Source organism: Staphylococcus sp. HMSC068C09 (assembly GCF_001813735.1).
GTDB classification, from domain to species: domain Bacteria; phylum Bacillota; class Bacilli; order Staphylococcales; family Staphylococcaceae; genus Staphylococcus; species Staphylococcus hominis.
Map to the genome: position 1 here is coordinate 11,823 of NZ_KV813745.1, position 21,789 is coordinate 33,611.

Genomic DNA, 21,789 nt, shown 5'->3' on the forward strand with positions numbered 1-21,789 from the left:
GTTGAGCCTCGGAACCCTTAACAATCCCAAAACTTGTCGAATGGTCGGCTTAATAGCTCACGCTATGCCGACATTCGTCTGCAAGTTTAGTTAACCTCAATTAATTTTCTCGAAATACATGCGTGATCTATTTTTGTGAAGATTTCTTAAAAATACCAATAAACCAATTAATTAAAAGGCACACTAACACACCAAAGATAAGTCCATCCAAAAGTTTAAAAGATAACTTTTCAGGCGCTGGAAGTAAATAATTCATTGTACAACGAAGCATGATTGCTAATACTAATGCTTTTAAAAAGTAATTAATCTTATCCACTTATTTAACTCCTTTTAGCAAACTTTAAGTTTAGTTTAAACTTTTTCTCAACATTAATAAATTTTCTCGACATAAATGCTCGTTCTAATTAATAACAATTCCATAAATCAAAAGTAAAATTGCTGAAATTAAAACCAATACACTAGAAAGTATATCTAGTCTTTTATTTTTATTGCGATTTCCTAAATCTCTAAAAAGACTGCCAAAAGCAATTACCATTAAAACCGCACACGAAATATAAATAACCAAAAAGATGCCTCCTTTTTAGTAAAACTTATCACATGAACTATTTAAATTTAAAATACCCTTATTTGCAATTTTAAGGTACTTTTTAGAGCATTTAGGGGTATTTTATATATTTTATTTATACCCAAAACTATATAACGGCTCTTAAAACGCAAATATGAGCTAAATTTAAAAATCAGAAAAACAAACCTTTACTTTAGATACTAACAAATTAAACTCTTATTTAATACTAAATATAGGGTACTGCAAAATACCGATACCTTAATTACTCCTAAATAAAAGTACACATTCCCCAAAAGACTACATACTTTTAAATCATAACTGTTAATGAAGCTATAATCATGCTCTTTCATAAACAATAACTTATAGTAATTTAAAAACTGCTACTTTTAAACAAGTAGCAGCGTGTAACTTTAATCTTTTATTATCATTAATTAACTTTATTACCAAAAACATAATAGCTATTTATTATCATAAATCTGAAATAAACTTTTTATATAAAGTTATAGGTTCTACACTAACCTTATTTTTATTTAGTGGTATGTCAAAAGAAACACCATCTTTTAAATTAATTTTAAATGACGGTATTTTAGGGTAAGTTTTTATATCATCACAATTATCATTTACAGAAGAAAGTGACTCATATTGCAAAGATAAATCTGAAATTTTATTGTTAAAAATTTTTAATTTAAGTTTCTCTATACCTTGCTCATTATATATGAAATCATAAATACTTTCTTTAGTAATAGCTATAATATGTTGGTTCTGAGGATCCTCACTTAAATCTACAAAAATAAAATCAGACTCAATTTCCATATTAAACTTCGCAAAATGATTAGCGATAAAGTAAGCTATATTATTTGTTCCTGTAAAATCATGATTATTTAAATATGTCATTTCTATACTACTTAAATATTTATAATTTTTTTCTAATAATTCAAATTTCATTATTAATTCCCCTTTAGAATTCATAATCTAGTTATAAGGCTATTTTTATACATTTTCTATACTGTTGCAATAAAAACCTACCCGAATTATCTTTCGGATAGGCTAAAAATCTTTAATCTTCTTCTGGCACATCATCAATGAATATCGGTGTAGTAATTTCTACCTCATGCTTTTCAGTCCACATACGATAACGTTTGCCTAATAATTCTGCTGCTTTTATTCTGTCTTTGGCACTAGGCTGTATTGTTTGGATTTCTTGCATACCGTCGCCTACATATACCAATATTTCTTCTTTTTCTTCGGCTCTAAGCACTCGTGTTAAGTAACGCATGATCTCATCTGCTTCTGCTATGCTTTCTTTTTGAATAATTTCTAAGTTGTCATCTATATATTGATTTATTCCGACATTTTCCAACATCTTATGGCTTCTAGCCTTTGCATACTTTTCGCTATAACCTACATTAATAGCCGATTGATAGGCGTTGCCAGTTCGAATGTATTCATCTGCGAATTGCTTTTGTTTTAGCGTTAATGACTTCATTTTATCCCTCCTAAAAATTTATTGCCTACTTTATTAATCTTGTTAAATAACGCATAACTCCGTAATTTTCGACCATGTTATCATTCTTTATTTCTTCTAAACGCTCATGTATATAGGATTTCACACTAATATTTTCCAATAATTTTAAAGCATTATCTCTTGCATATACTTTACTATATCCCACTTTTACGGCTGAATAATAAGGATTACCCGTTTCTATATACTCATCTGCAAAGCGTCTTTGTTTAGTTGTTAATTTTTTCATGTAATACCTCGTTAAACTATAAAATAAGCCCACTATAAAAGTAGGCTACATTGATTAAATATAAAATGGTTTACGACTATTGACGCTACCCATAAACTCAGTTGGTTGAATATTGTTTTCTCTCGTTAATCTATCTATATAATGGCTTAAATTACGCTGATTAAGTAGATAACTATTGTTATGTTCTTCTAGTTTCTGTTCTGCTTGTTTTAGTTCTTCTTTGAGCTTGTTATAGCGTTGTAAATCATCATAGTAAATATCAATATATTCATCACTTAATTTATCAGCTTCTTCTTGCATGCTGCTACAATTTTTAATAATAACCTGTTTCAGTGATTGCTTCATAACGCTTAAACGTTTTACTTTTGCTTTATACGTCGTTTCTTGCTTATCAATTTTTGTATATAGCTTATCAGCTTTTTCAACTTGGCCACTTACTACTAATTCTTGATAATCTTTATTAAGTTGATCAATCTTTTCTTTTTCGCTATTTACTTCTTGTTCTAGTGCTTGTATATCCTTTTGATAGCTTTCAATATTCTTTTTATGCACTTCAATTTGTTTTAATGTTTTCATGAATAGCCCTCCTATTTAAATAATTCAACATGCTTCGCTATTTCTTCTTGTCGTTGGTTAGCGTCTTTAATAGACATGATTTGTTGGCGTTTCTCATGCTTTTCTAAGCTGCTTAATTCTTTCTTTTGTTCTTGTGTTTGTGCTTTCTCTTTTGCTTGGCGTTCACTATAACTATATAATGCTAATCTTTGTGATTCCGATAATTCTAGCGCGTCACTTAATTTATTCATTTCATCATTGTTCATATTGTTTTAACCTCTTTTCGATTGGATTATTTGTTAGCGTTCTCGTTATTGCTTTTAAATGATTATAGGCTTGTTTTCTTTGTTTCAATGGCAAGCGATAAAGTGCTGCATCAGTTAATATTTTGAGATTGTAACTATCGATATTAAACTCATGACGATCTAACACATAAGATAAGAGTTCATCATTGTTCATCTGTTGAATTAAGTCAATGAATACCCCCATATCTGTATTTCGTTCTTCTTCGTGTTCTTTAATTAATCGCAGCTCTTTCTCTTGATTGAGTGTTAGGCCATAACCATTATTAATCTTTTTCTTTTGTTGTCTTTTTCTTACGTCGTCTTTATCCACTAAGTACGCATTAAATGACTTTTTGTTATGTTCTTCTTGCCTTTTCTCTCTTTTAGCTTGGACATAGTTATATAAATCAATTTTAAAGCGTCTAATAAGCTTATTATCACGCACCTTTGCATTTCTAATGTAATTCTTTATAAATATCTGTTCTTGCTTTGTATAACCCTCTAAAACAGCGTATAAATGATATAGGTTTCTATTACTTTTTCTGATGAACGCATTCAACTTCTCTTTTTCTTCAATGATGTACATAACTAAGCTTTCTAAATTTTGCGATTGATAGTAAACCATTTGAGTGACTGGATCACATACCATGTTTGGTGTATTACGTTCGTATAATGTTTCGATATAGTCCTCTATCATCTGCTTTTTATCTTCAATAAATTTAGGATTGTAAACTGTGAACAAAGTATCATCACTAATCATTTCAATTTCTTCGGTGTCTGTGTCTTGTTGATACGCTTGTTTTAGACTTGCCATACTATGTGTTACTCCTTTCTTAGAAGCGGAACGGGTACAAAACCCGTTACCACTTATGATTTAAAATCTTTTAATCTATAATCTGTACCATGCATTTTTATAATTTGTGTGTTTTTCATTAAACGACTAAATCTTTTTGCTTTATCGTCATTGTTAGAAAGTTCTAATGCTTCACGATTAGTTGTTATGATGTTGCTTTTACCTGTTCTCATATCTGTTAATGAAAATAGTTTTTCATTGCCATAATCGTTTACTGTTGTTCCGTAATCATCTATCACAAGCAAATCTACATCTCTAATCATTTGATCTAATTCTTTTTCAGTCATTGCTACATTCTTGTTATAGGTATTTCGATATGCTTTTACTAATTCAGTAACATCTAAGAATAAAGCTGTATAGCCTTTCTTTTTAACTTCTCTTACAACCGACATAGCTAAATGACTTTTGCCTATACCATAACTCCCTTGTAAAAGTAGCGACTTTGGTTGATCTGGTTTAAAGTTAGCTGCATACTTTTGTAGAATCTGCTTAGCTTCTAATAAGTTTTTATTAGTTGGTTTATAATTATCAAATTCAGCTTTTAATAAATCATCATTCATCATGGATTGCTTAAATACTTTTTCAATATTCAAGCGTTTTTGATTTGCTTTGTGTTGGCTTCTGCTTTGTTTTCCTTTCTCAATGGATTCACACTCGCACCCGTTTCTGATTATTTGAATTGTACCGTCTGACTTTCTGAATTTATGATAACTATATATGTTTTTGCATTTATCACATTTAAGGTTATATTGTTCTTCAATCAATTCACTACGCATTTTGCTTTTTAAATCAATATCATTAATACTTTTCAAGCATCTTCCCTCCTAAAATAAATCAGCGTATTGAGAGTTATCGAATGTTTTTGTAGATTCCGTTTTATTCTTACTTGCTTCACGTTGTTTTCTACGTGCTTCTATGTCGTCAATAGACTTAATACCGTCTTGATACCAACTTTTAAGAATACTGTTAGCATAGCTCCATTTACACACGTTATTTGTTGCCGCTTCTTTTAATGCTTCAATAACAATATTTTCATTACCTTTGAAATCATCTATCCAGTTTTCAATCTGATCCACTACAAATGGTTGAAGTATTCCAAATCCATTTTCTTGATAAAAATTGAATACATTACTATAAGAATGTGACGGTGGTTGTTGTTTAGTAGTGCTTGCACTACTACTACTACTGTTATTCTTTTCTTTGTTTTTCTTAATATTGTTTTTCTTAGTTCCTACATTTTGTACGTGTACGTTTTGTACGCTTTCATTTCGTACGTTGTCGTTTTGTACGTGTACGTTTTGACTGTGTACGAAATGATGATTAATTGTATATATTGATTTACTAAAACCATTATTTGTACGTTCTCTATGAACTGAAATAATATTTTTATCAATGAGCTCTTTTCTATGTTTATAAAATCTTTTTTCACTGATATTAAGCTCATGACATATCAAGCTAATACTTGGAAAGGCTACATCTTTACCACCAGCGTAAGAGGACAAGTAAGCATAAATGCCTTTAGCCTCAATACTCAAATTAGAATCTTTAGTAATAGTTTTATAAACATTCCCGTAGCCTCCTGTATAATCTATTAATCTATCACTCACGATTGTCCTCCTCGTTTGTTGTTAATTTTATAAGTAACCTCTTTCAAATAATTGTGTTCGTAGTGTTTTAAACCGCTTATAGCTTATTTGTAGGTCGTTGCATGTTTGCGTAGCACTAGGAATAATATTGTCCCCTACATGTGCCATGTAATAGCAATATAATGCTTTAGCTTCGATACTGATATCTTTGCTAGACATAACACTTTGTGTAATTACGCCGTAACCTTTCGAACACTTGATTTTATTAGTCATAAAATGCTATCCTTTCAGTAGTTTATTAGTTTTTTAACTGTTCGTTATCAGTGGTTTGGTCGCTTTCTGATAACGTTTCTTTTTTATCTAATTCTTTAAATTGCTCTAGTAAGCTATCAAATTCTTTTAAGTACATACACATTAAATCAATCGTTTGTGTATTTTGTATTCTATGTTCATGATATCTATAACCATGTGCTAAAATTTCATTTTTATTTAATACATGATTAGGTTCATGAGTAAAATATTCTTCATCAAACCATGTAAAAGATGTCATTACATCATTAATTTTTTCTTTAATTATTTCCATATCACTCAATATATTTTTAATTTCCCAATTCATTTTTATTCCTCCCACTCGAAATTGTTTTCTATTTGCTGCATAACCAACTCACAAATGAATTGTAATTGTTGTTCACGATTAAGCGTCTCTTTCCATTTTTGGTTGCCTTCTTCTACTAAATGAACATAAATTTGTCGTTTATCATTTATTGCACTATTTAATAACTCATATATTTCTTTGATTACTCGAACATCTTGATTATCCATTTTTAAATCCTCCTATTGCTTCATAGAGAAGCGGTTTATTATTTTGATACATTCTACTTAAATTCTTTTACTGTCTTGTAAATGCTCTCTATATGCTTTATAGAGATATGAATACTCTTCATCTCGAATATCATATTTAATCGCTGCAATCATACTTCCAAATAAGAAAAACACTAACGCATAATGTAATTCAGAATACATATTTAGAAATATAGTAATTACACAGATATAAGCGAGTTCATTCAGAAATCTAATCAATTTAAACACCACCTTAAAATTGAATTAATACTATCGTTCAATCACAAATTACTAACATGCGGGACTTAGATAATTTATTTTTTCTGTGATAGTAAAAATTCTTCAACTTCTTTGAGATCATAATAATAACTGCGTCCTTGCTTTCGTTTAGTTAGACCTAAACGTTCCCACTCGGTAATATCACTATGTGTACATCTGTATAACTTTCTTAATTCTGTTTGTGTAGCCCATCTCTTTTGTTGTTGCTCTATCTTTCGCTGCGCTATCTGTTCGGCAAGTTTTAAGATACCGTTTGCTAATTCTAAAGAAGCGGACTCACTTAGTATTGGTTGCTGTTCTGCCATATCCAACCCTCCATTATGAACTTTTTAGAACTAATAATTAAAAAAATATATCTTCCATAGTTATATTTGGAAAATAAGGCAATAATAATTCTTTAAATTTTTTCTTTTCTTCATCGGTAAAGCTAGACTTATTTGTCTCTTTGTTATAGTAACTTTGCTTTGAAATACCTAATTTTTGTCCCATACCTTCTTGCGTCAAATTTAAGTAATTTCTATAACCTTTGATTTTATTAATTGTCATTTTAACACCTCTATTCAAAACTTTTTAGAACTTACAAATACATATTATCATCTTACTTTTTACTAAGTCAATAATTTTTTGTACTTTTTAGAACTTTCTATTTAATTTATCCCTATTATTTATTATAATTAGTGTTGAGGAGGAAAATTATGTATTCGTATAATAAAGAAGAAGTAGGTAAAAGAATCAAATCTATTCGACAACAAAAAGGACTTACTCAAGAATCGTTTGGGGAATTGTTTGGAGCTAGCAAAGGAAATGTAGCAACATGGGAAAAAGGTATTTCTTTACCTAATGCAAGCAGATTAAGAGAGATCGCTGATTTAGTAAGTATAACTGTAGAAGAGTTACTCTATGGAGAATTTGTAGATAATTTTCAATTAGTTAAATTGTTAAATAATAACCCTAATGAACTAGAGATTATGATTAAATCTAATATTAAAGCTTTTTTCAACTTATTAGATGACTTTGAATATTATGAATATACAATCGTTATTCCAAAGTCGCAAAGATTTTATTTTGTTAAATTACAAAATCGAATTTTATTAGCTATTTCATTAGAAAATAAATCTACTTATCAAGAAAAAGATAATAAAGATAAATTAATTAATAGAATGACAGATGTAGTTATGCATAATTTACAAAATGATAATGATTCAATGAATGAAATGTTGTATAAATCTGATATTATAAATAATTTGGTTGCTCTTATAAACTTAGAATCAAAAGAATTTAAAAATATAATTCTCTTTTTAATAGATATTTTAGAAACTATTGGCAAGCAATATCCAAAAATACTTAGTTTCATGTTAAATAGAAAATTAGATATTCTATCAAATGAAATAAATGATTACTTTGTTATTAATAATACTACTAAAAATTCCAAAGAAAATATTGATGATGAAATTTTTGATAAGAATTTAGTAATTGATACAGTAAGTTATGAAAAATATAAATATTTACAAAATCAAATATTTGATTTAAAAAAATATATTAATAAAAATTTCTAACCTTTTTTTCTTTTGCTTACGAGTTCATACATACTATTTACACATTAATATAGCATTACATAGTCGTTTATATTTAAATTTAATTAAAGGAGAAAGATAGAATGTACTTCAATGATTGGAAAGTTACTATTAACGGAAAAGGATCACATGATGTTGTGACAAATGAAGATACTTTGTTAATTTTGCAAGATTATCAACATGTTGAAATAGCATTAAAATTAGTAAACGATACTATTCAAGTAAAATCATTAGGATATGGAGAGGATGTAAGCATTAACCCTACTACAAAAGAAATAACGGTTAATGTAACAAATTTATTAGAAGATGATGAGTAATTAATTAAAGGAGGTTGAGAGATGGAAAACTTAAGTAAACAATTAGTTGATAGTTTAAAAAATAAAAAAAGATAACCCCAGGCACATAGGAATGCTCAGTGCGTATGCACCTACCCCTTTTTGGGACCCAGCGTTAATCCTTCTCGAGTTATCTTAATCACATTATAAGTTACATTGCTTATTATTTCAAGAATAATTATTGGGTAGCTCGCCTACCCTCCCATAAATTCACTTACAACAATATTATTACTATTACCGCACCAATGAGTAACCATTCTCAAAGGTGTGTTCAATCCAATCAAACGCATGCGGGCAAGTAGAAAGGATTGATTTACAATGATTAAGAAATATAAAAAGAAAGACGGCTCAACGGCGTATATGTTCGTTGCATATCTCGGTGTTGATCCAATTACTCGTAAGCAGAAGCGGACAACAAGACGTGGCTTTAAAACTGAGAGAGAGGCCAAAATTGCAGAAGCTAAGCTGCAAACAGAGATACAAAGTAAGGGATTTCTAAATAATGATATTACGACTTTTAAACAAGTATATGAGTTATGGATAGAGCAATATAAATGCACCGTTAGAGAAAGTACATTTGTTAGAGTTAGTAATATGTTTAAAATAAAAATACTTAAAGAATTTGATAATATGCCTATTCAAAGTATTACTACGCCTTATTGTCAAAAAGTTATAAACTACTGGATAGAAAATTATAAGGATTTTAGAAATATTAAGGTATATGCTGCGAATGTATTTGAATATGCTGTTATGTTAAAAATAATACATGAGAATCCATTTAAATATACTAAATTACCGAAAAGAACAAGAAATAAAAGCAATGAGCATTTAACCTATTATTCTAGTGATGAATTAAAACAATTTCTAGAACTTATTAAAGACGATTTAATGTATTATGCTATGTTTCGACTTTTAGGATTTACAGGTATGCGTAGAGGGGAATTAATGGCTTTAACTTGGGAAGATATAAACTTTAAAAATAAAACAATCAGTATAGATAAAACTGTTACTATTGGACTTAACAGTAAAGAGATTATACAGCCTCCTAAAACTCATTCATCTATAAGAGTTATAAGCATTGATGATCGTACGCTTTCAATATTAAAAAATTGGCGCGTAGAACAACGTAAACTTTGTTTAATGCATGGACATAACACAAGTAATAAATCACAATGTTTATTTACCAATTTACGAACAAATAAACGTCTTCAAGTGCAGCACCCCAATAAAGCAATGGATAAAATATGTAAGAAATATAACTTTAAAAAAATTAAAATTCATGGTTTTAGACATACTCATTGTTCATTATTATTTGAAGCGGGCTTATCTATTCAAGAAGTGCAAGATAGACTCGGACATGGCGATATTAATACAACCATGGATGTTTATGCTCATATTACCGAAAAACAACGTGAAAAAGTTGCTGAGAAGTTTGCAAATTATATTAGTTTTTAACAATAACGTATTCAAAACGTATTCAATTTATAATTATTAAAAAAACAACAAGCTAGAAACCGCGTAGTTATAACGTTTCTAGCTTGTTTTCACAAGTTATTTATATTCTGGCACAATAACTCTCCAGCCATGTTTATCTTCTAATTTACCACTTTGGATGCCAATGTATGTGTCATATAATTTTTTAGTGATTTCTCCAGGTTCATTATTATTAATCACAATTTCTCTATCTTCATATTTTAACGTACCTACTGGAGAGATGACTGCTGCCGTACCAGAACCAAATACTTCTGTTAATTCACCTTTATCGTAAGCTTCGAATAATTCATCAATAGATACTTTACGTTCTTCGACTTCATAGCCTAATTCTTTTGCTAATTCGATAATTGATTTACGTGTAATACCAGGTAAAATACTACCATTTAACGCAGGTGTTACTAATTTGCCATTTTCAACGAAGAAAATGTTCATACTACCTACTTCTTCAACATATTTTTGTTCAACGCCGTCCAACCATAATACTTGATCATATCCTAAGTTATTCGCATTCGTTTGTGCTAATAAACTTGCTGCATAGTTACCTGCTACTTTAGCAAAACCTACACCCCCACGAACTGCACGTACATATTCATCTTCAACATAAATTTTTGTTGATTTTAATGTATCACCGCCGTAGTAAGCACCTGATGGAGATAAGATAATTAATAATTTATATTTTTTAGAAGCACGAACACCTAAAATACCTTCTGTAGCGAATACGAATGGACGAATATATAAAGATTGACCCTCGCCTTCTGGTACCCAATCACGTTCGATATCAACAAGTTGTTTCAAACCATCTAATAATAATTCTTCATCTACTTTAGGCATTTCTAAACGCGCTAATGAATCATTGATACGTTTGAAGTTTTGATCTGGACGGAATAATACGACCTCACCATTATGTTTATATGCTTTTAAACCTTCAAATACAGCTTGACCATAGTGTAAACTTTGTGCTGCTGGAGAAATTTCAAACGGTGCATAAGGAATAATTTTTAATTCTTGCCAACCGCCTTTTTCTTCATCATAATCTACACTTAACATATAGTCAGTAAAATATTGCCCAAATCCAAGATTTCCTTCTGGTTTTTCTTTAAGTGTGTCACGTTGTTCAAATTTAACTTTTTCTGACATGTTGAAGCCTCCTAATATATTTCATGAATAAGATTTAATATAAATTATAGCAATCTCAGATAGTCTATTCAATAAATTTTCTAAAAATTCAAACAAAATAAAAAATGAAACCCTTTTCTTTTTTTATTCTTTAAAAGAGAGTCAAATTCCAAAGGCACCTTTTTAATTATGAACTTATGTCTTTTCTTTAATCGTTCGTATCATTGTTTCTGTCATTTTAGCCAAATGATACTTTGGATTAAAGCCCCATTCTTTTCGAGAATAACTGGTATCAATATTATCTGGCCATGTATCTGCAATCGTTTGTCTTACTGGATCGACATCATAATCTAAGGTGAATTCTGGAATATATTTCTGAATTTCTTTCTTAATCATCTCAGGTTCAAGACTCATTGCGCTTAAATTATAACCATTGCGTGTTACAAGTTTCTTACTATCCGCTTCCATAAGTTGAATAATCGCATCAATGGCATCATCCATATACATCATATCCATATACGTATTTTTAGCGATATAGCTCGTGTAGTGACCATGTCTAACCGCTTCGAAATATATTTCTACTGCGTAATCTGTAGTACCTCCACCTGGCTCTTTGACATGTGAAATGAGCCCTGGAAATCTTACACTACGTGTGTCGACACCAAATTTTTTAAAGTAATATTGGCATAATAATTCACCTGTAACTTTATTTATCCCGTACATTGTTGTCGGTTGTTGAATCGTATTTTGAGGTGTGTTTTTCTTAGGTGTAGACGCACCAAATGCCCCAATTGAACTTGGCATAAAGAAATGTAAGTCATACATTCTTGCAGTTTCTAAAGCATTCATTAACCCACCCATATTTAAATCCCAAGCCTGCAACGGATTTTTTTCAGCTGTTACAGAAAGTAACGCAGCCATATGCATAAGTGTATCTGCTTTAAAATCTTTTACTACAGCCATCATTGCGTCACGATCTGTTACATCAAGTAATTCAAATGGGCTGTCACTAATCAATGAATGTGGTTCTAGCTCTCTAATATCAGTGGCTAATACATTATTTTTCCCATATAATTGTCTACATTTTAGTACCAATTCAGTTCCTATTTGTCCTAGTGCTCCTGTAATTACAATTCTCTTCATTGTCATTTCTCCCTTTGTCTTATATATCCTAATAGTGTCTTTTTAGAACTTCCCATATTCTTCGATTCACTATATTATAAAAATGCTTACATATATCATTAGATTGTACGTTAAAGTGATAATTTTATTCTTCTAATAAATTATTTGATTTAACTTACGTTTTGTTTGTTAATCATTTTTAAAATTATCGTAAATTATTTTTTTCCTTCTTATATCTCAATGTCTATAGGCTACTATAAACTTGTAAATTATTTTTAAAAGAAGGCGAATATGAAGAAATACTTTGTATCACTCTTATTGATTTTCTTTATACAATAAAAATACCGTATCAGCCATGTTTATGTTATCACTGATACGGTATCTATTTTTTTATACAGTATATGGTTAATTAGTTTGTTGAGCTTTTTTATAAAAGTATTGTGCCACCACTATATCTACAATAGCTAAACCTACTGATTTAAATACTGTCACTTCTTCTTCATCATCACGTCCAGATATTTTTCCACTTACAATATCTCCTAATTCACCATGTAGTGATTGCTCAGTAATAATACCTTCTTCTAATGGTACTTTTAAATCACCTGTTTCTTCCATTGCTGCTTCTGTAGACTCAACAACTATTTTATTAGCAATCAACATCGTTTCTGAAGGTAGTTCTTGCATTTCAGGTTTAAATGAACCTACTGCATTTAAATGAACGCCGGGATGTAATGAATGAGAATACACCGTTTTATTTGAATTTGTAGCTGTCACAACAATATCTGCGTTTTCCATGGCTTGATCTGCTTCATCGAAGACTTTTGTTGACACGTGATACGTTTGTTTCACAAATTCAGCCAATTTTTCAGCTTTGGATCTTGTACGACTCGAGATATGAAGCATTTCAATATCTCTCACTGCTAATATCGCTGCAATGAGCCCCTCAGCTTGATCTCCAGCACCAATCACACACAATGTTTTTGCATCTTCACGTGCTAAATATTTTGTAGCTACACCTGAAATGGCGCCAGTACGAATCTTAGTTAAATAACTACCATCAAGTACAGCAAGGGTTTCTCCTGTATCATAATCACTCAGCAATACGGATCCTGTAATTGTTTTTTTATCTAGTTTAGGATTATTAGGGGCGAAAGTGACTGTTTTAATACCGACAATATTTAATTCGTCTGATAAAGCTGGCATCACTAAATATCTATTTTCTTTATTAAAAGGTAATACATAACGTAATGGCGTTTCAGTTTTTCCTTCTGAAAACACCTGTAACGCGTGACCGACTTCTTCAATCACTTCTTTCATATCTAATAAGTTTTGTTGATCCTGTTCATTTAAAACGAGCATTTCATAGACCTCCACTGTTTGGATATTGTTAAACAATAGATTAGAAGTAGCAATCATCCAATTTAATCATTATATATTCTAATCAATTGAATATTAATATTTTTTATAGTTTTTATTAACTTATTATTGTGATGATATACAATTGATGATATCTTTATATTATAAATAAAAGGTACAGTTTACATAGTAAAGTGCCTTGCGATTTCATAACACTATGAAACTATTTATAAACTTTTGACACCCATCACTTTTCTTATGAGAAAAGTGATTTTTTTATATCTTACTATAAATGATTGTTGTAATACCTGTTTTTCAATCTATAACACCTTCATTATAATAGGTGGCTTTATTATCTAAAAATACTTTTAAACTGTGATTATAATATGTAAGTTTTTGGTCTGCTTCTTCGATGGTCATCCATTTTGTTTCTGAAATTTCATCTTTCATTTGTATATCTATTACTTCATTTTGAATTGAAGCTTTAAACATAATAAATAATGTATGTACATTCATTTGAGTGGATTTACCTTCATTAATACTTACGATATCTCCAATCTTAGCATTAAGACCTGTTTCTTCCATTACTTCACGTTTCAAAGCTTCAACTAGTGTTTCTCCCTTTTTTACCTTTCCTCCTGGTAATGACCACCCCCCGCCATCTGTATTATTAACAAGTAATACTTTTCTTTCTTGATTTTGTATGAGTGCATATACGACTTTTAAATCTTTCACAGTTTCACCTTCCATCATTTAGAATTTCAAATCGACTTACTGGCTGACCGTTTTTTTTAATATACGAATTAATTTCATATCCTCCATGTTTTTTTATTACTTTTTGTGAAGCATCATTATAAGGATTACATGTCATTAATACTTTATGTATCCCCATTTTATTTAGTCTATTTAGTGCTTCTTCTAACATGCTTGAAGCATAACCATTTCCTCTGTATGGTTTGGCGACGCCATAGCCTACATGTCCTCCGATATTTTTTAATTTATCATTAAGTTCATGACGAATATTTACTGCACCAACAATATCATCATTTTTAAAATAAAATAATGTTGTAGAAGGAACGGTATTCATATTTACGGGTGGATGATGCAATTGTTCTACCATTTGTTCAAAAGATTGATAATGTGCGACATCAATATTAGATGGAATAATTTTCTCATTGTTATCATACCAATATTGTAAATATCGAATTAAACTTTCTTTATCTTTATACTCTAGTTTTCTTAATTCAAGCATGTATACACCTCTTTTTTACAATTAGTGTACCACTAAAAATGAAAAACAATCCATTTATACATTAAAACTAATAGATTACTCAAATTAATTAAATGTTTATTTAATAATATTTAACCCTTTTCTAACTTTTAATACTTTAAATGCTTGATCTAACATTTTTTAGTGCGTGCGACATCATCACCTACGACATCGATAGCTTTAGATAATGTACCGCTTTGGAAATCAATTTTGTCTTGTAAGCCTAAATGTTTTACTATTCCTGCGCCTTTATCTATCACAACTGAACCATGTGCCTCATCATTTCTCTTTTGTTATTGATTCATCATAATTTATTATCATCATAATCATTTTATGTTATAAGATAATTCATTTAATATTTGATAGTGTGTCTTTTATTAAAATTACAATGAGTGACTACTGAGTTTTAGTAGAATTTGTTATACTAAAGTTCATAATAATTAGGAAGAAGTGGTCAATGTGTTTGATTGGTTTCAATTAGCCAGTGAAAAAGAAAATAGAATGATTCAAATGCGTCGTTATATGCATCAATATCCAGAGCCTTCTTTTGAAGAAACGTGGACACATAACTACATTCTCAATCAGTTAAGTCATTTAGACTGTGAGATTGTGTCACCTGTAGGACGAAATGGTATCAAGGCAACTTTTAAAGGGAAAGAAAATGGTCCAACTATTGCATTTCGTGCAGACTTCGATGCATTACCAGTCCAAGAATTAAACGACGTTCCATATAAATCTAAAAACGATGGTTTTATGCATGCATGTGGTCACGATGGTCATACTGCTATTTTATTAGGTGTTGCTGAAATTGTTCATGAACATCGCCACTTATTAAAAGGAAATGTTGTATTTATTTTTCAATATGGTGAAGAGATTATGCCAGGTGGCTCTCAAGAAATGATTGATGATGGCTGTTTAAACGATGTTGATAAAATTTATGGTACTCATCTTTGGAGTGGTTATCCCACTGGTACAATTTATTCAAGACCAGGTGCAATCATGGCTTCTCCAGATGAATTCTCGATTACCATTAAAGGTAAAGGAGGACATGGTGCTAAACCTCATGAAACAATTGATCCAATTGTAATTATGGCTGAGTTTATACTAAGTGCTCAAAAAATCATTTCTCGTACCATCGATCCTGTAAAAGAAGCAGTATTAACCTTTGGTATGGTACAAGCAGGTTCTTCTGATAGTGTTATTCCAGATTCGGCATTTTGCAAAGGGACAGTACGTACCTTTGATACAAAACTGCAAGCTCATGTTCAAGAGAAAATGGATAAGTTATTACAAGGTCTTGCATTAGCGAATGATATCACTTATGACATGGAATATATTAGAGGGTATTTACCAGTTCATAATCATGAAGAAGCTTATGAAACAGTTAAACAAGCGGCAAATGATTTACATTTACGTTTTAATAAATCAGAATTGATGATGATTGGTGAAGACTTTTCACACTATCTAAAAGTCCGACCTGGCGCATTTTTCTTAACTGGATGTGGCAATGCTGATAAGGGTATTACAGCCCCACATCACAATCCGCATTTTGATATTGATGAAGCAGCATTTAAATATGCTGCAAGCGAATTTCTTAAAATCTTAGAACTTGAAAGCGTTTTTTAATTCTTTGTTAAATATGTATCGTAAATCTTAGAATATAAACGATTGAAACAGCTCATAGATAGTATTTATCTATGGGCTGTTTTATTAATATTTTTTACTAAATAAAAGTACAGTGAACTTAAGTCTTATTTTCAAATAAAAAAAGACTCCCAATAAGGGAGTCTTCTATATCAAATAATAAATTATTCGAAGATTTCAGTTACAACGCCTGATCCTACAGTACGTCCACCTTCACGGATTGAGAAACGAGTACCGTCTTCAATCGCGATAGGAGCGATTAATTCTACTGTCATTTCAACGTTGTCGCCAGGCATTACCATTTCAGTACCTTCTGGTAAGTTAACAACACCAGTTACGTCAGTAGTACGGAAATAGAATTGTGGACGATAGTTAGTGAAGAATGGAGTATGACGTCCACCTTCATCTTTTGATAAAACGTATACGTCTGCTTTGAATTTTGTGTGAGGTGTAATTGAACCTGGAGCAGCTAATACTTGACCACGTTGTACATCTTCACGAGCAACACCACGTAATAAAGCACCGATGTTGTCACCAGCTTCAGCGTAGTCTAATAATTTACGGAACATTTCTACACCAGTAACAGTTGTTTTAGAAGTTTCTTTGATACCAATAATTTCAACTTCTTCACCAACTTTGATTTGACCACGTTCAACACGGCCTGTAGCAACAGTACCACGACCAGTGATTGAGAATACGTCCTCAACTGGCATCATGAATGGTTTATCAGAGTCACGTTCTGGAGTTGGAATGTAATCATCAACTGCTTGCATTAATTCTAAGATTTTTTCTTCGTATTGAGCATCGCCTTCTAAAGCTTTTAAAGCTGAACCAGCAATTACAGGTACGTCGTCACCTGGGAAGTCGTATTCAGATAATAAGTCACGTACTTCCATTTCAACTAATTCTAATAATTCTTCATCGTCAACCATGTCAACTTTGTTTAAGAATACTACTAATGCTGGTACACCAACGTTACGTGATAAAAGAATGTGTTCACGAGTTTGTGGCATTGGACCGTCAGCAGCAGATACTACTAAGATACCACCGTCCATTTGAGCAGCACCAGTGATCATATTTTTAACATAGTCAGCGTGTCCTGGGCAGTCAACGTGAGCATAGTGACGTTTGTCAGTTTGATATTCGATGTGTGCAGTATTGATTGTAATACCACGTTCTTTTTCTTCTGGAGCGTTGTCAATCATGTCATATGATTGTGCTACAGTGTCACCATTTTTAGCTAATACAGTTGCGATAGCAGCTTTTAAAGTAGTTTTACCATGGTCAACGTGACCGATAGTACCAATATTGGCATGTTCTTTTGAGCGATCAAATTTTTCTTTTGCCATTATTAAATCTCTCCTATTCTAGTTAAAGTTATTTCAATATTATCTCTCATGATAGTTACTCACTATCATGAGACATAATGATTGTTCTAAAAAGAATTCATAGTTCTTTTATAATGCATTTTGGATAAAAAATCAATTCATAAAGATGAATGCTTAATTAATAAGCTCAAGCTGTATTTTACCTAGATTTACTAGTTAAAACAAGTTATATTATTCACCTTTATTTTTTTTGATGATTTCTTCAGCAATTGATTTTGGAACTTCTGCATAATGGTCAAAGTACATAGTGTAAGTACCGCGACCTTGAGTGTTAGAACGTAATGAAGTTGCATAACCAAACATTTCTGAAAGTGGTACATAAGCGTTAACAACTTGTGCATTACCACGTGGTTCCATACCATCAACACGTCCACGACGAGCTGTTACGTCACCCATGATATCACCCATGTATTCTTCAGGCATTTCGATTGTAACTTTCATCATTGGTTCTAAGATAACTGGATCACATTTTTTAGCAGCTTCTTTAAGTGCTAATGATGCAGCAATTTTGAAGGCCATTTCTGATGAATCGACATCATGGTATGAACCATCAAATAATTTAGCTTTAACATCAATTAATGGATAACCAGCTAATACACCGTTTTCCATAGCATCTTTAAGACCAGCTTCAACTGATGGAATGTATTCACGAGGAACTACACCACCAACGATAGCGTTTTCGAATTCGAAACCTGCGCCAGTTTCATTTGGAGTGAATTCAATATGAACATCACCATATTGTCCACGACCACCTGATTGACGAGAGAATTTACCTTGAACTTGAGCAGATTGTTTAAATGTTTCACGATATGAAACCATTGGTGCACCTACGTTACATTCAACGTTGAATTCTTTTTTCATACGGTCTACTAAGATATCTAAGTGTAACTCACCCATACCACCGATGATAACTTGTCCAGTTTCTTCGTCAGTATGTGCATGGAAAGTAGGGTCTTCTTCTTGTAATTTAACTAAAGCTTGAGTCATTTTATCTTGGTCAGCTTTAGACTTAGGTTCTACTGATAAGTGAATAACTGGTTCTGGGAATTCCATTGATTCCAAGATAATGTCATTTTTCTCACCACATAAAGTGTCACCAGTACCTGTTTCTTTAAGACCTACAGCTGCAGCGATATCTCCTGAGTAAACAGTGTCAATTTCTTGACGAGAGTTCGCATGCATTTGTAATAAACGACCTACACGTTCACGTTTATCTTTTGTTGAGTTTTTAACGTATGAACCAGATGTTAACGTACCTGAATATACACGGAAGAAAGTTAATTTACCAACATAAGGGTCAGTCATAACTTTGAAAGCTAACGCTGCGAATTCAGCATTATCGTCAGCTTTTGCAATGACTTCTTCATCAGGATTTTCAGCACGATGACCTACGATAGGTTTAACATCTAATGGTGATGGTAAGTAATCAATTACTGCATTAAGCATTAATTGAACACCTTTGTTTTTGAATGCTGTACCACAAAGTACTGGGTAGAATTCTACGTCAGTAGTTGCTTGACGGATAGCATTTTTTAATTCAGCTACTGAAATTTCTTCGTCACCAAGATATTTTTCCATTAATTCGTCGCTAGTTTCTGCAACTGCTTCGATTAAGTTAGAACGAGCTTCTTCTGCTCTTTCTTTGTGATCTTCAGGAATTTCAATTTCTTCAATTTCTGTACCTAAGTCATTTGTATATTTGAAACATTTCATTTCAACTAAGTCAATGATTGCTTCAAATTCATCTTCGGCACCAATTGGTAATTGGATAGGTGCTGCATTTGCTTGTAAGCGATCATGTAATGTACTTACTGAATACTCAAAGTTTGCACCAAGTTTATCCATTTTGTTAACGAATACAATACGAGGAACACCATAAGTAGTAGCTTGACGCCAAACTGTTTCAGTTTGAGGTTCTACACCTGATTGAGCATCAAGTACAGTAACCGCACCGTCAAGTACACGTAATGAACGTTCAACTTCTACAGTGAAGTCTACGTGTCCTGGTGTATCGATAATGTTAACACGGTGGTCTTTCCAAGAAGCTGTTGTTGCAGCTGATGTGATTGTAATACCACGATCTTGTTCTTGTTCCATCCAGTCCATTTGTGAAGCACCTTCATGTGTTTCACCAATTTTGTGGATACGACCTGTATAATAAAGAATACGTTCAGTCGTTGTAGTTTTACCAGCATCGATGTGAGCCATGATACCGATATTACGAGTGTTTTTCAAAGAAAATTCTCTAGCCATTGTTTTTCTCCTTCCAGTTATTACTGAATAAGTACTATAGAATATGGCGATGCCCTAAGCATGAACCATTTTACTTGGTAAACCAATATGACGGAACACACTCAGGGTTAAAGCTTCAATCTTACCAACGATAGTGAGCGAATGCTTTGTTCGCTTCAGCCATTTTGTGAGTGTCCTCACGTTTTTTGACTGCACCACCTGTATTGTTAGCAGCATCTAAGATTTCGTTAGCTAAACGATCTTCCATAGTTTTTTCACCACGAAGACGAGCGTAGTTTACTAACCAACGTAATCCTAAAGTTGTACGACGTTCTGGGCGCACCTCAACAGGTACTTGGTAGTTTGAACCACCTACACGACGCGCTTTTACTTCTAATACTGGCATAATGTTGTTAATAGCTTCTTCGAATACTTCTAAAGCATCACGACCACTGCGTTGTTCTACAAGGTCAAATGCAGAATAAAGAATTCTTTGTGCTGTTCCGCGTTTACCATCTAACATAATTTTGTTAATTAATTTTGTAACTAACTTAGAGTTATGAATTGGATCTGGTAATACGTCTCTTTTAGGTACTGATCCTTTACGAGGCATTATAAAGTCCTCCCTTCCTATTATAATATATTCTTAAAAATTGATAGTAAAATTTACACAATCTTAAACTTAATTTTTAGGTTTTTTAGTTCCGTATAATGAACGTCCTTGTCTACGTCCATCTACACCTGAAGTATCAAGTGCACCACGTACAATATGGTAACGCACACCAGGTAAGTCTTTTACACGTCCACCACGTACAAGTACAACACTGTGTTCTTGTAAGTTATGGCCGATACCAGGAATGTATGCGTTGATTTCAATGTTGTTTGATAAACGCACACGAGCGTATTTACGTAACGCTGAGTTAGGTTTTTTAGGTGTCATTGTACCTACACGAGTACAAACACCACGTTTTTGAGGTGAGTTTAAGTTAGTAAATTGTTTCTTTTTACTATTGAAACCTCTGTTTAACGCTGGTGAATCTGATTTTTTAGATTTACTTTGTCTAGGTTTACGTACTAATTGATTAATAGTTGGCATTGAATGTCCTCCTCTCTTCATTTTTTAATTCCACACATCCAGGTGGTTCATTTTTAGGTTAAATAAAATTTAGTAAGTGTAAAAACTTACTAATTCTCATTCAATAACGCAACAATTGTCGCATTAACATTAATACCTACTGCTTTTCCTAAAGCCGATTTGCTTTCGAAATAAGTAATCGGTATGCTTTTATGATTGATTTGGCTAAATACTTGAGCTAATAAGTATATCTCAACATCTTTAGCAATAATCAATGATGCAACTTGATCTTTTTTCAACGCTTTTAACGTTTGTTTAAGACCAACTACAAAATGTTGTTTGTTAAAGCGTGCAACTTTTTCATTAGACATTAAATATCCTCCAAAGTTCTGCTTGCATCAACCTTTACAATAATAACACTTTATATAATAATTAGTCAACATTTTTTATCATTTTCTGTAAATATTAAA

General features: G+C 31.6%; 28 protein-coding genes and 1 pseudogene. 4 read left to right on the top strand and 25 right to left on the bottom strand.

Annotated elements, in window-relative coordinates; translation table 11 throughout:
- Positions 1-127: 127 nt before the first annotated feature.
- The 14 genes from HMPREF2930_RS02045 to HMPREF2930_RS02115 all read right to left on the bottom strand — a co-directional run bounded on the left by HMPREF2930_RS02045 (position 128) and on the right by HMPREF2930_RS02115 (position 7,259).
- Positions 128-316, bottom strand: a complete 189-nt coding sequence (locus tag HMPREF2930_RS02045; protein WP_017175343.1) for a hypothetical protein — start codon at positions 314-316, stop codon at positions 128-130.
- Positions 317-1,033: 717 nt separating this feature from the next.
- The gene (locus HMPREF2930_RS02050) at positions 1,034-1,510 is read right to left on the bottom strand and encodes a hypothetical protein (protein ID WP_017175341.1); all 477 of its coding nucleotides are present in this window, start codon (positions 1,508-1,510) and stop codon (positions 1,034-1,036) included.
- Positions 1,511-1,622: 112 nt separating this feature from the next.
- Positions 1,623-2,051, bottom strand: coding sequence for a terminase small subunit (locus HMPREF2930_RS02055; protein WP_017175340.1), 429 nt, complete (start codon positions 2,049-2,051; stop codon positions 1,623-1,625).
- A gap of 25 nt (positions 2,052-2,076) precedes the next feature.
- Positions 2,077-2,316, bottom strand: a complete 240-nt coding sequence (locus HMPREF2930_RS02060; protein ID WP_017175339.1) for a terminase small subunit — start codon at positions 2,314-2,316, stop codon at positions 2,077-2,079.
- A 54-nt stretch (positions 2,317-2,370) separates the two neighbouring features.
- On the bottom strand, positions 2,371-2,892 hold the full coding sequence (locus tag HMPREF2930_RS02065) for a coiled-coil domain-containing protein (protein ID WP_017175338.1): 522 nt from the start codon (positions 2,890-2,892) through the stop codon (positions 2,371-2,373).
- An 11-nt stretch (positions 2,893-2,903) separates the two neighbouring features.
- Complete coding sequence (locus HMPREF2930_RS02070; protein WP_017175337.1) at positions 2,904-3,137, bottom strand: hypothetical protein; 234 nt, start codon at positions 3,135-3,137, stop codon at positions 2,904-2,906.
- Positions 3,127-3,969: a hypothetical protein gene (locus HMPREF2930_RS02075; protein WP_017175336.1), complete on the bottom strand. Its 843-nt coding sequence runs from the start codon at positions 3,967-3,969 to the stop codon at positions 3,127-3,129. The genes HMPREF2930_RS02070 and HMPREF2930_RS02075 overlap by 11 nt, the downstream gene beginning before the upstream one ends.
- A gap of 53 nt (positions 3,970-4,022) precedes the next feature.
- Positions 4,023-4,820: an AFG1/ZapE family ATPase gene (gene zapE, locus HMPREF2930_RS02080; protein ID WP_017175335.1), complete on the bottom strand. Its 798-nt coding sequence runs from the start codon at positions 4,818-4,820 to the stop codon at positions 4,023-4,025.
- A 12-nt stretch (positions 4,821-4,832) separates the two neighbouring features.
- Positions 4,833-5,615, bottom strand: coding sequence for a DnaD domain protein (locus tag HMPREF2930_RS02085; RefSeq protein WP_017175334.1), 783 nt, complete (start codon positions 5,613-5,615; stop codon positions 4,833-4,835).
- A 277-nt stretch (positions 5,616-5,892) separates the two neighbouring features.
- Positions 5,893-6,210: a type II toxin-antitoxin system toxin TscT gene (gene tscT / locus HMPREF2930_RS02095; RefSeq protein WP_017175332.1), complete on the bottom strand. Its 318-nt coding sequence runs from the start codon at positions 6,208-6,210 to the stop codon at positions 5,893-5,895.
- Between the two features lie 2 nt (positions 6,211-6,212).
- Complete coding sequence (locus HMPREF2930_RS02100) at positions 6,213-6,416, bottom strand: TscA family type II toxin-antitoxin system antitoxin (protein ID WP_002455736.1); 204 nt, start codon at positions 6,414-6,416, stop codon at positions 6,213-6,215.
- Between the two features lie 57 nt (positions 6,417-6,473).
- Positions 6,474-6,683 (bottom strand): hypothetical protein, encoded by a 210-nt coding sequence (locus HMPREF2930_RS02105; RefSeq protein ID WP_231451770.1) that lies wholly within the window; start codon positions 6,681-6,683, stop codon positions 6,474-6,476.
- A 65-nt stretch (positions 6,684-6,748) separates the two neighbouring features.
- A complete protein-coding gene (locus HMPREF2930_RS02110; RefSeq protein ID WP_002455738.1) occupies positions 6,749-7,018 on the bottom strand; it encodes a hypothetical protein in 270 nt (89 codons plus the stop codon).
- A 37-nt stretch (positions 7,019-7,055) separates the two neighbouring features.
- Positions 7,056-7,259, bottom strand: a complete 204-nt coding sequence (locus HMPREF2930_RS02115) for a helix-turn-helix transcriptional regulator (RefSeq protein WP_002455739.1) — start codon at positions 7,257-7,259, stop codon at positions 7,056-7,058.
- Positions 7,260-7,408: 149 nt separating this feature from the next.
- Between HMPREF2930_RS02115 and HMPREF2930_RS02120 the strand changes: the two genes are divergently transcribed.
- The 3 genes from HMPREF2930_RS02120 to HMPREF2930_RS02130 all read left to right on the top strand — a co-directional run bounded on the left by HMPREF2930_RS02120 (position 7,409) and on the right by HMPREF2930_RS02130 (position 10,077).
- Positions 7,409-8,269, top strand: a complete 861-nt coding sequence (locus HMPREF2930_RS02120; RefSeq protein WP_017175330.1) for a helix-turn-helix domain-containing protein — start codon at positions 7,409-7,411, stop codon at positions 8,267-8,269.
- Positions 8,270-8,370: 101 nt separating this feature from the next.
- Positions 8,371-8,604, top strand: coding sequence for a hypothetical protein (locus HMPREF2930_RS02125; RefSeq protein ID WP_002468636.1), 234 nt, complete (start codon positions 8,371-8,373; stop codon positions 8,602-8,604).
- Positions 8,605-8,940: 336 nt separating this feature from the next.
- Positions 8,941-10,077 (top strand): site-specific integrase, encoded by a 1,137-nt coding sequence (locus tag HMPREF2930_RS02130; RefSeq protein ID WP_017175329.1) that lies wholly within the window; start codon positions 8,941-8,943, stop codon positions 10,075-10,077.
- Between the two features lie 96 nt (positions 10,078-10,173).
- On the opposite strand, the gene HMPREF2930_RS02135 is transcribed toward HMPREF2930_RS02130, so the two are convergent.
- The 6 genes and pseudogenes from HMPREF2930_RS02135 to HMPREF2930_RS02160 all read right to left on the bottom strand — a co-directional run.
- Positions 10,174-11,253 carry a branched-chain amino acid aminotransferase gene (locus HMPREF2930_RS02135; protein WP_017175328.1) on the bottom strand — a complete coding sequence of 360 codons (1,080 nt, stop codon included), beginning with the start codon at positions 11,251-11,253 and terminating at the stop codon, positions 10,174-10,176.
- Between the two features lie 174 nt (positions 11,254-11,427).
- Complete coding sequence (locus HMPREF2930_RS02140; protein WP_017175327.1) at positions 11,428-12,375, bottom strand: NAD-dependent epimerase/dehydratase family protein; 948 nt, start codon at positions 12,373-12,375, stop codon at positions 11,428-11,430.
- Positions 12,376-12,759: 384 nt separating this feature from the next.
- Entirely contained in the window at positions 12,760-13,713 is a 954-nt protein-coding gene (locus tag HMPREF2930_RS02145) for an ornithine cyclodeaminase family protein (RefSeq protein ID WP_017175326.1), read from the bottom strand.
- Positions 13,714-14,025: 312 nt separating this feature from the next.
- The gene (locus HMPREF2930_RS02150; RefSeq protein ID WP_017175325.1) at positions 14,026-14,445 is read right to left on the bottom strand and encodes an NUDIX hydrolase; all 420 of its coding nucleotides are present in this window, start codon (positions 14,443-14,445) and stop codon (positions 14,026-14,028) included.
- A 4-nt stretch (positions 14,446-14,449) separates the two neighbouring features.
- The gene (locus HMPREF2930_RS02155) at positions 14,450-14,962 is read right to left on the bottom strand and encodes a GNAT family N-acetyltransferase (protein WP_017175324.1); all 513 of its coding nucleotides are present in this window, start codon (positions 14,960-14,962) and stop codon (positions 14,450-14,452) included.
- Between the two features lie 155 nt (positions 14,963-15,117).
- Positions 15,118-15,261: pseudogene (locus tag HMPREF2930_RS02160) on the bottom strand (8-amino-7-oxononanoate synthase); the annotation flags it as partial.
- Between the two features lie 178 nt (positions 15,262-15,439).
- Between HMPREF2930_RS02160 and HMPREF2930_RS02165 the strand changes: the two are divergent.
- Positions 15,440-16,606 carry a M20 family metallopeptidase gene (locus HMPREF2930_RS02165; RefSeq protein WP_017175322.1) on the top strand — a complete coding sequence of 389 codons (1,167 nt, stop codon included), beginning with the start codon at positions 15,440-15,442 and terminating at the stop codon, positions 16,604-16,606.
- A gap of 182 nt (positions 16,607-16,788) precedes the next feature.
- On the opposite strand, the gene tuf is transcribed toward HMPREF2930_RS02165, so the two are convergent.
- The 5 genes from tuf to HMPREF2930_RS02190 form a co-directional block, all read right to left on the bottom strand.
- Positions 16,789-17,973 carry an elongation factor Tu gene (gene tuf, locus HMPREF2930_RS02170; protein ID WP_070597221.1) on the bottom strand — a complete coding sequence of 395 codons (1,185 nt, stop codon included), beginning with the start codon at positions 17,971-17,973 and terminating at the stop codon, positions 16,789-16,791.
- A gap of 210 nt (positions 17,974-18,183) precedes the next feature.
- Positions 18,184-20,265: an elongation factor G gene (fusA, locus tag HMPREF2930_RS02175; RefSeq protein WP_017175320.1), complete on the bottom strand. Its 2,082-nt coding sequence runs from the start codon at positions 20,263-20,265 to the stop codon at positions 18,184-18,186.
- A gap of 121 nt (positions 20,266-20,386) precedes the next feature.
- Positions 20,387-20,857 (bottom strand): 30S ribosomal protein S7, encoded by a 471-nt coding sequence (rpsG, locus tag HMPREF2930_RS02180; protein ID WP_001137495.1) that lies wholly within the window; start codon positions 20,855-20,857, stop codon positions 20,387-20,389.
- 69 nt (positions 20,858-20,926) lie between these two features.
- Complete coding sequence (gene rpsL / locus HMPREF2930_RS02185; RefSeq protein WP_016931318.1) at positions 20,927-21,340, bottom strand: 30S ribosomal protein S12; 414 nt, start codon at positions 21,338-21,340, stop codon at positions 20,927-20,929.
- Between the two features lie 89 nt (positions 21,341-21,429).
- Entirely contained in the window at positions 21,430-21,690 is a 261-nt protein-coding gene (locus HMPREF2930_RS02190) for a ribosomal L7Ae/L30e/S12e/Gadd45 family protein (protein ID WP_017175319.1), read from the bottom strand.
- Between the last annotated feature and the right edge of the window lie 99 nt (positions 21,691-21,789).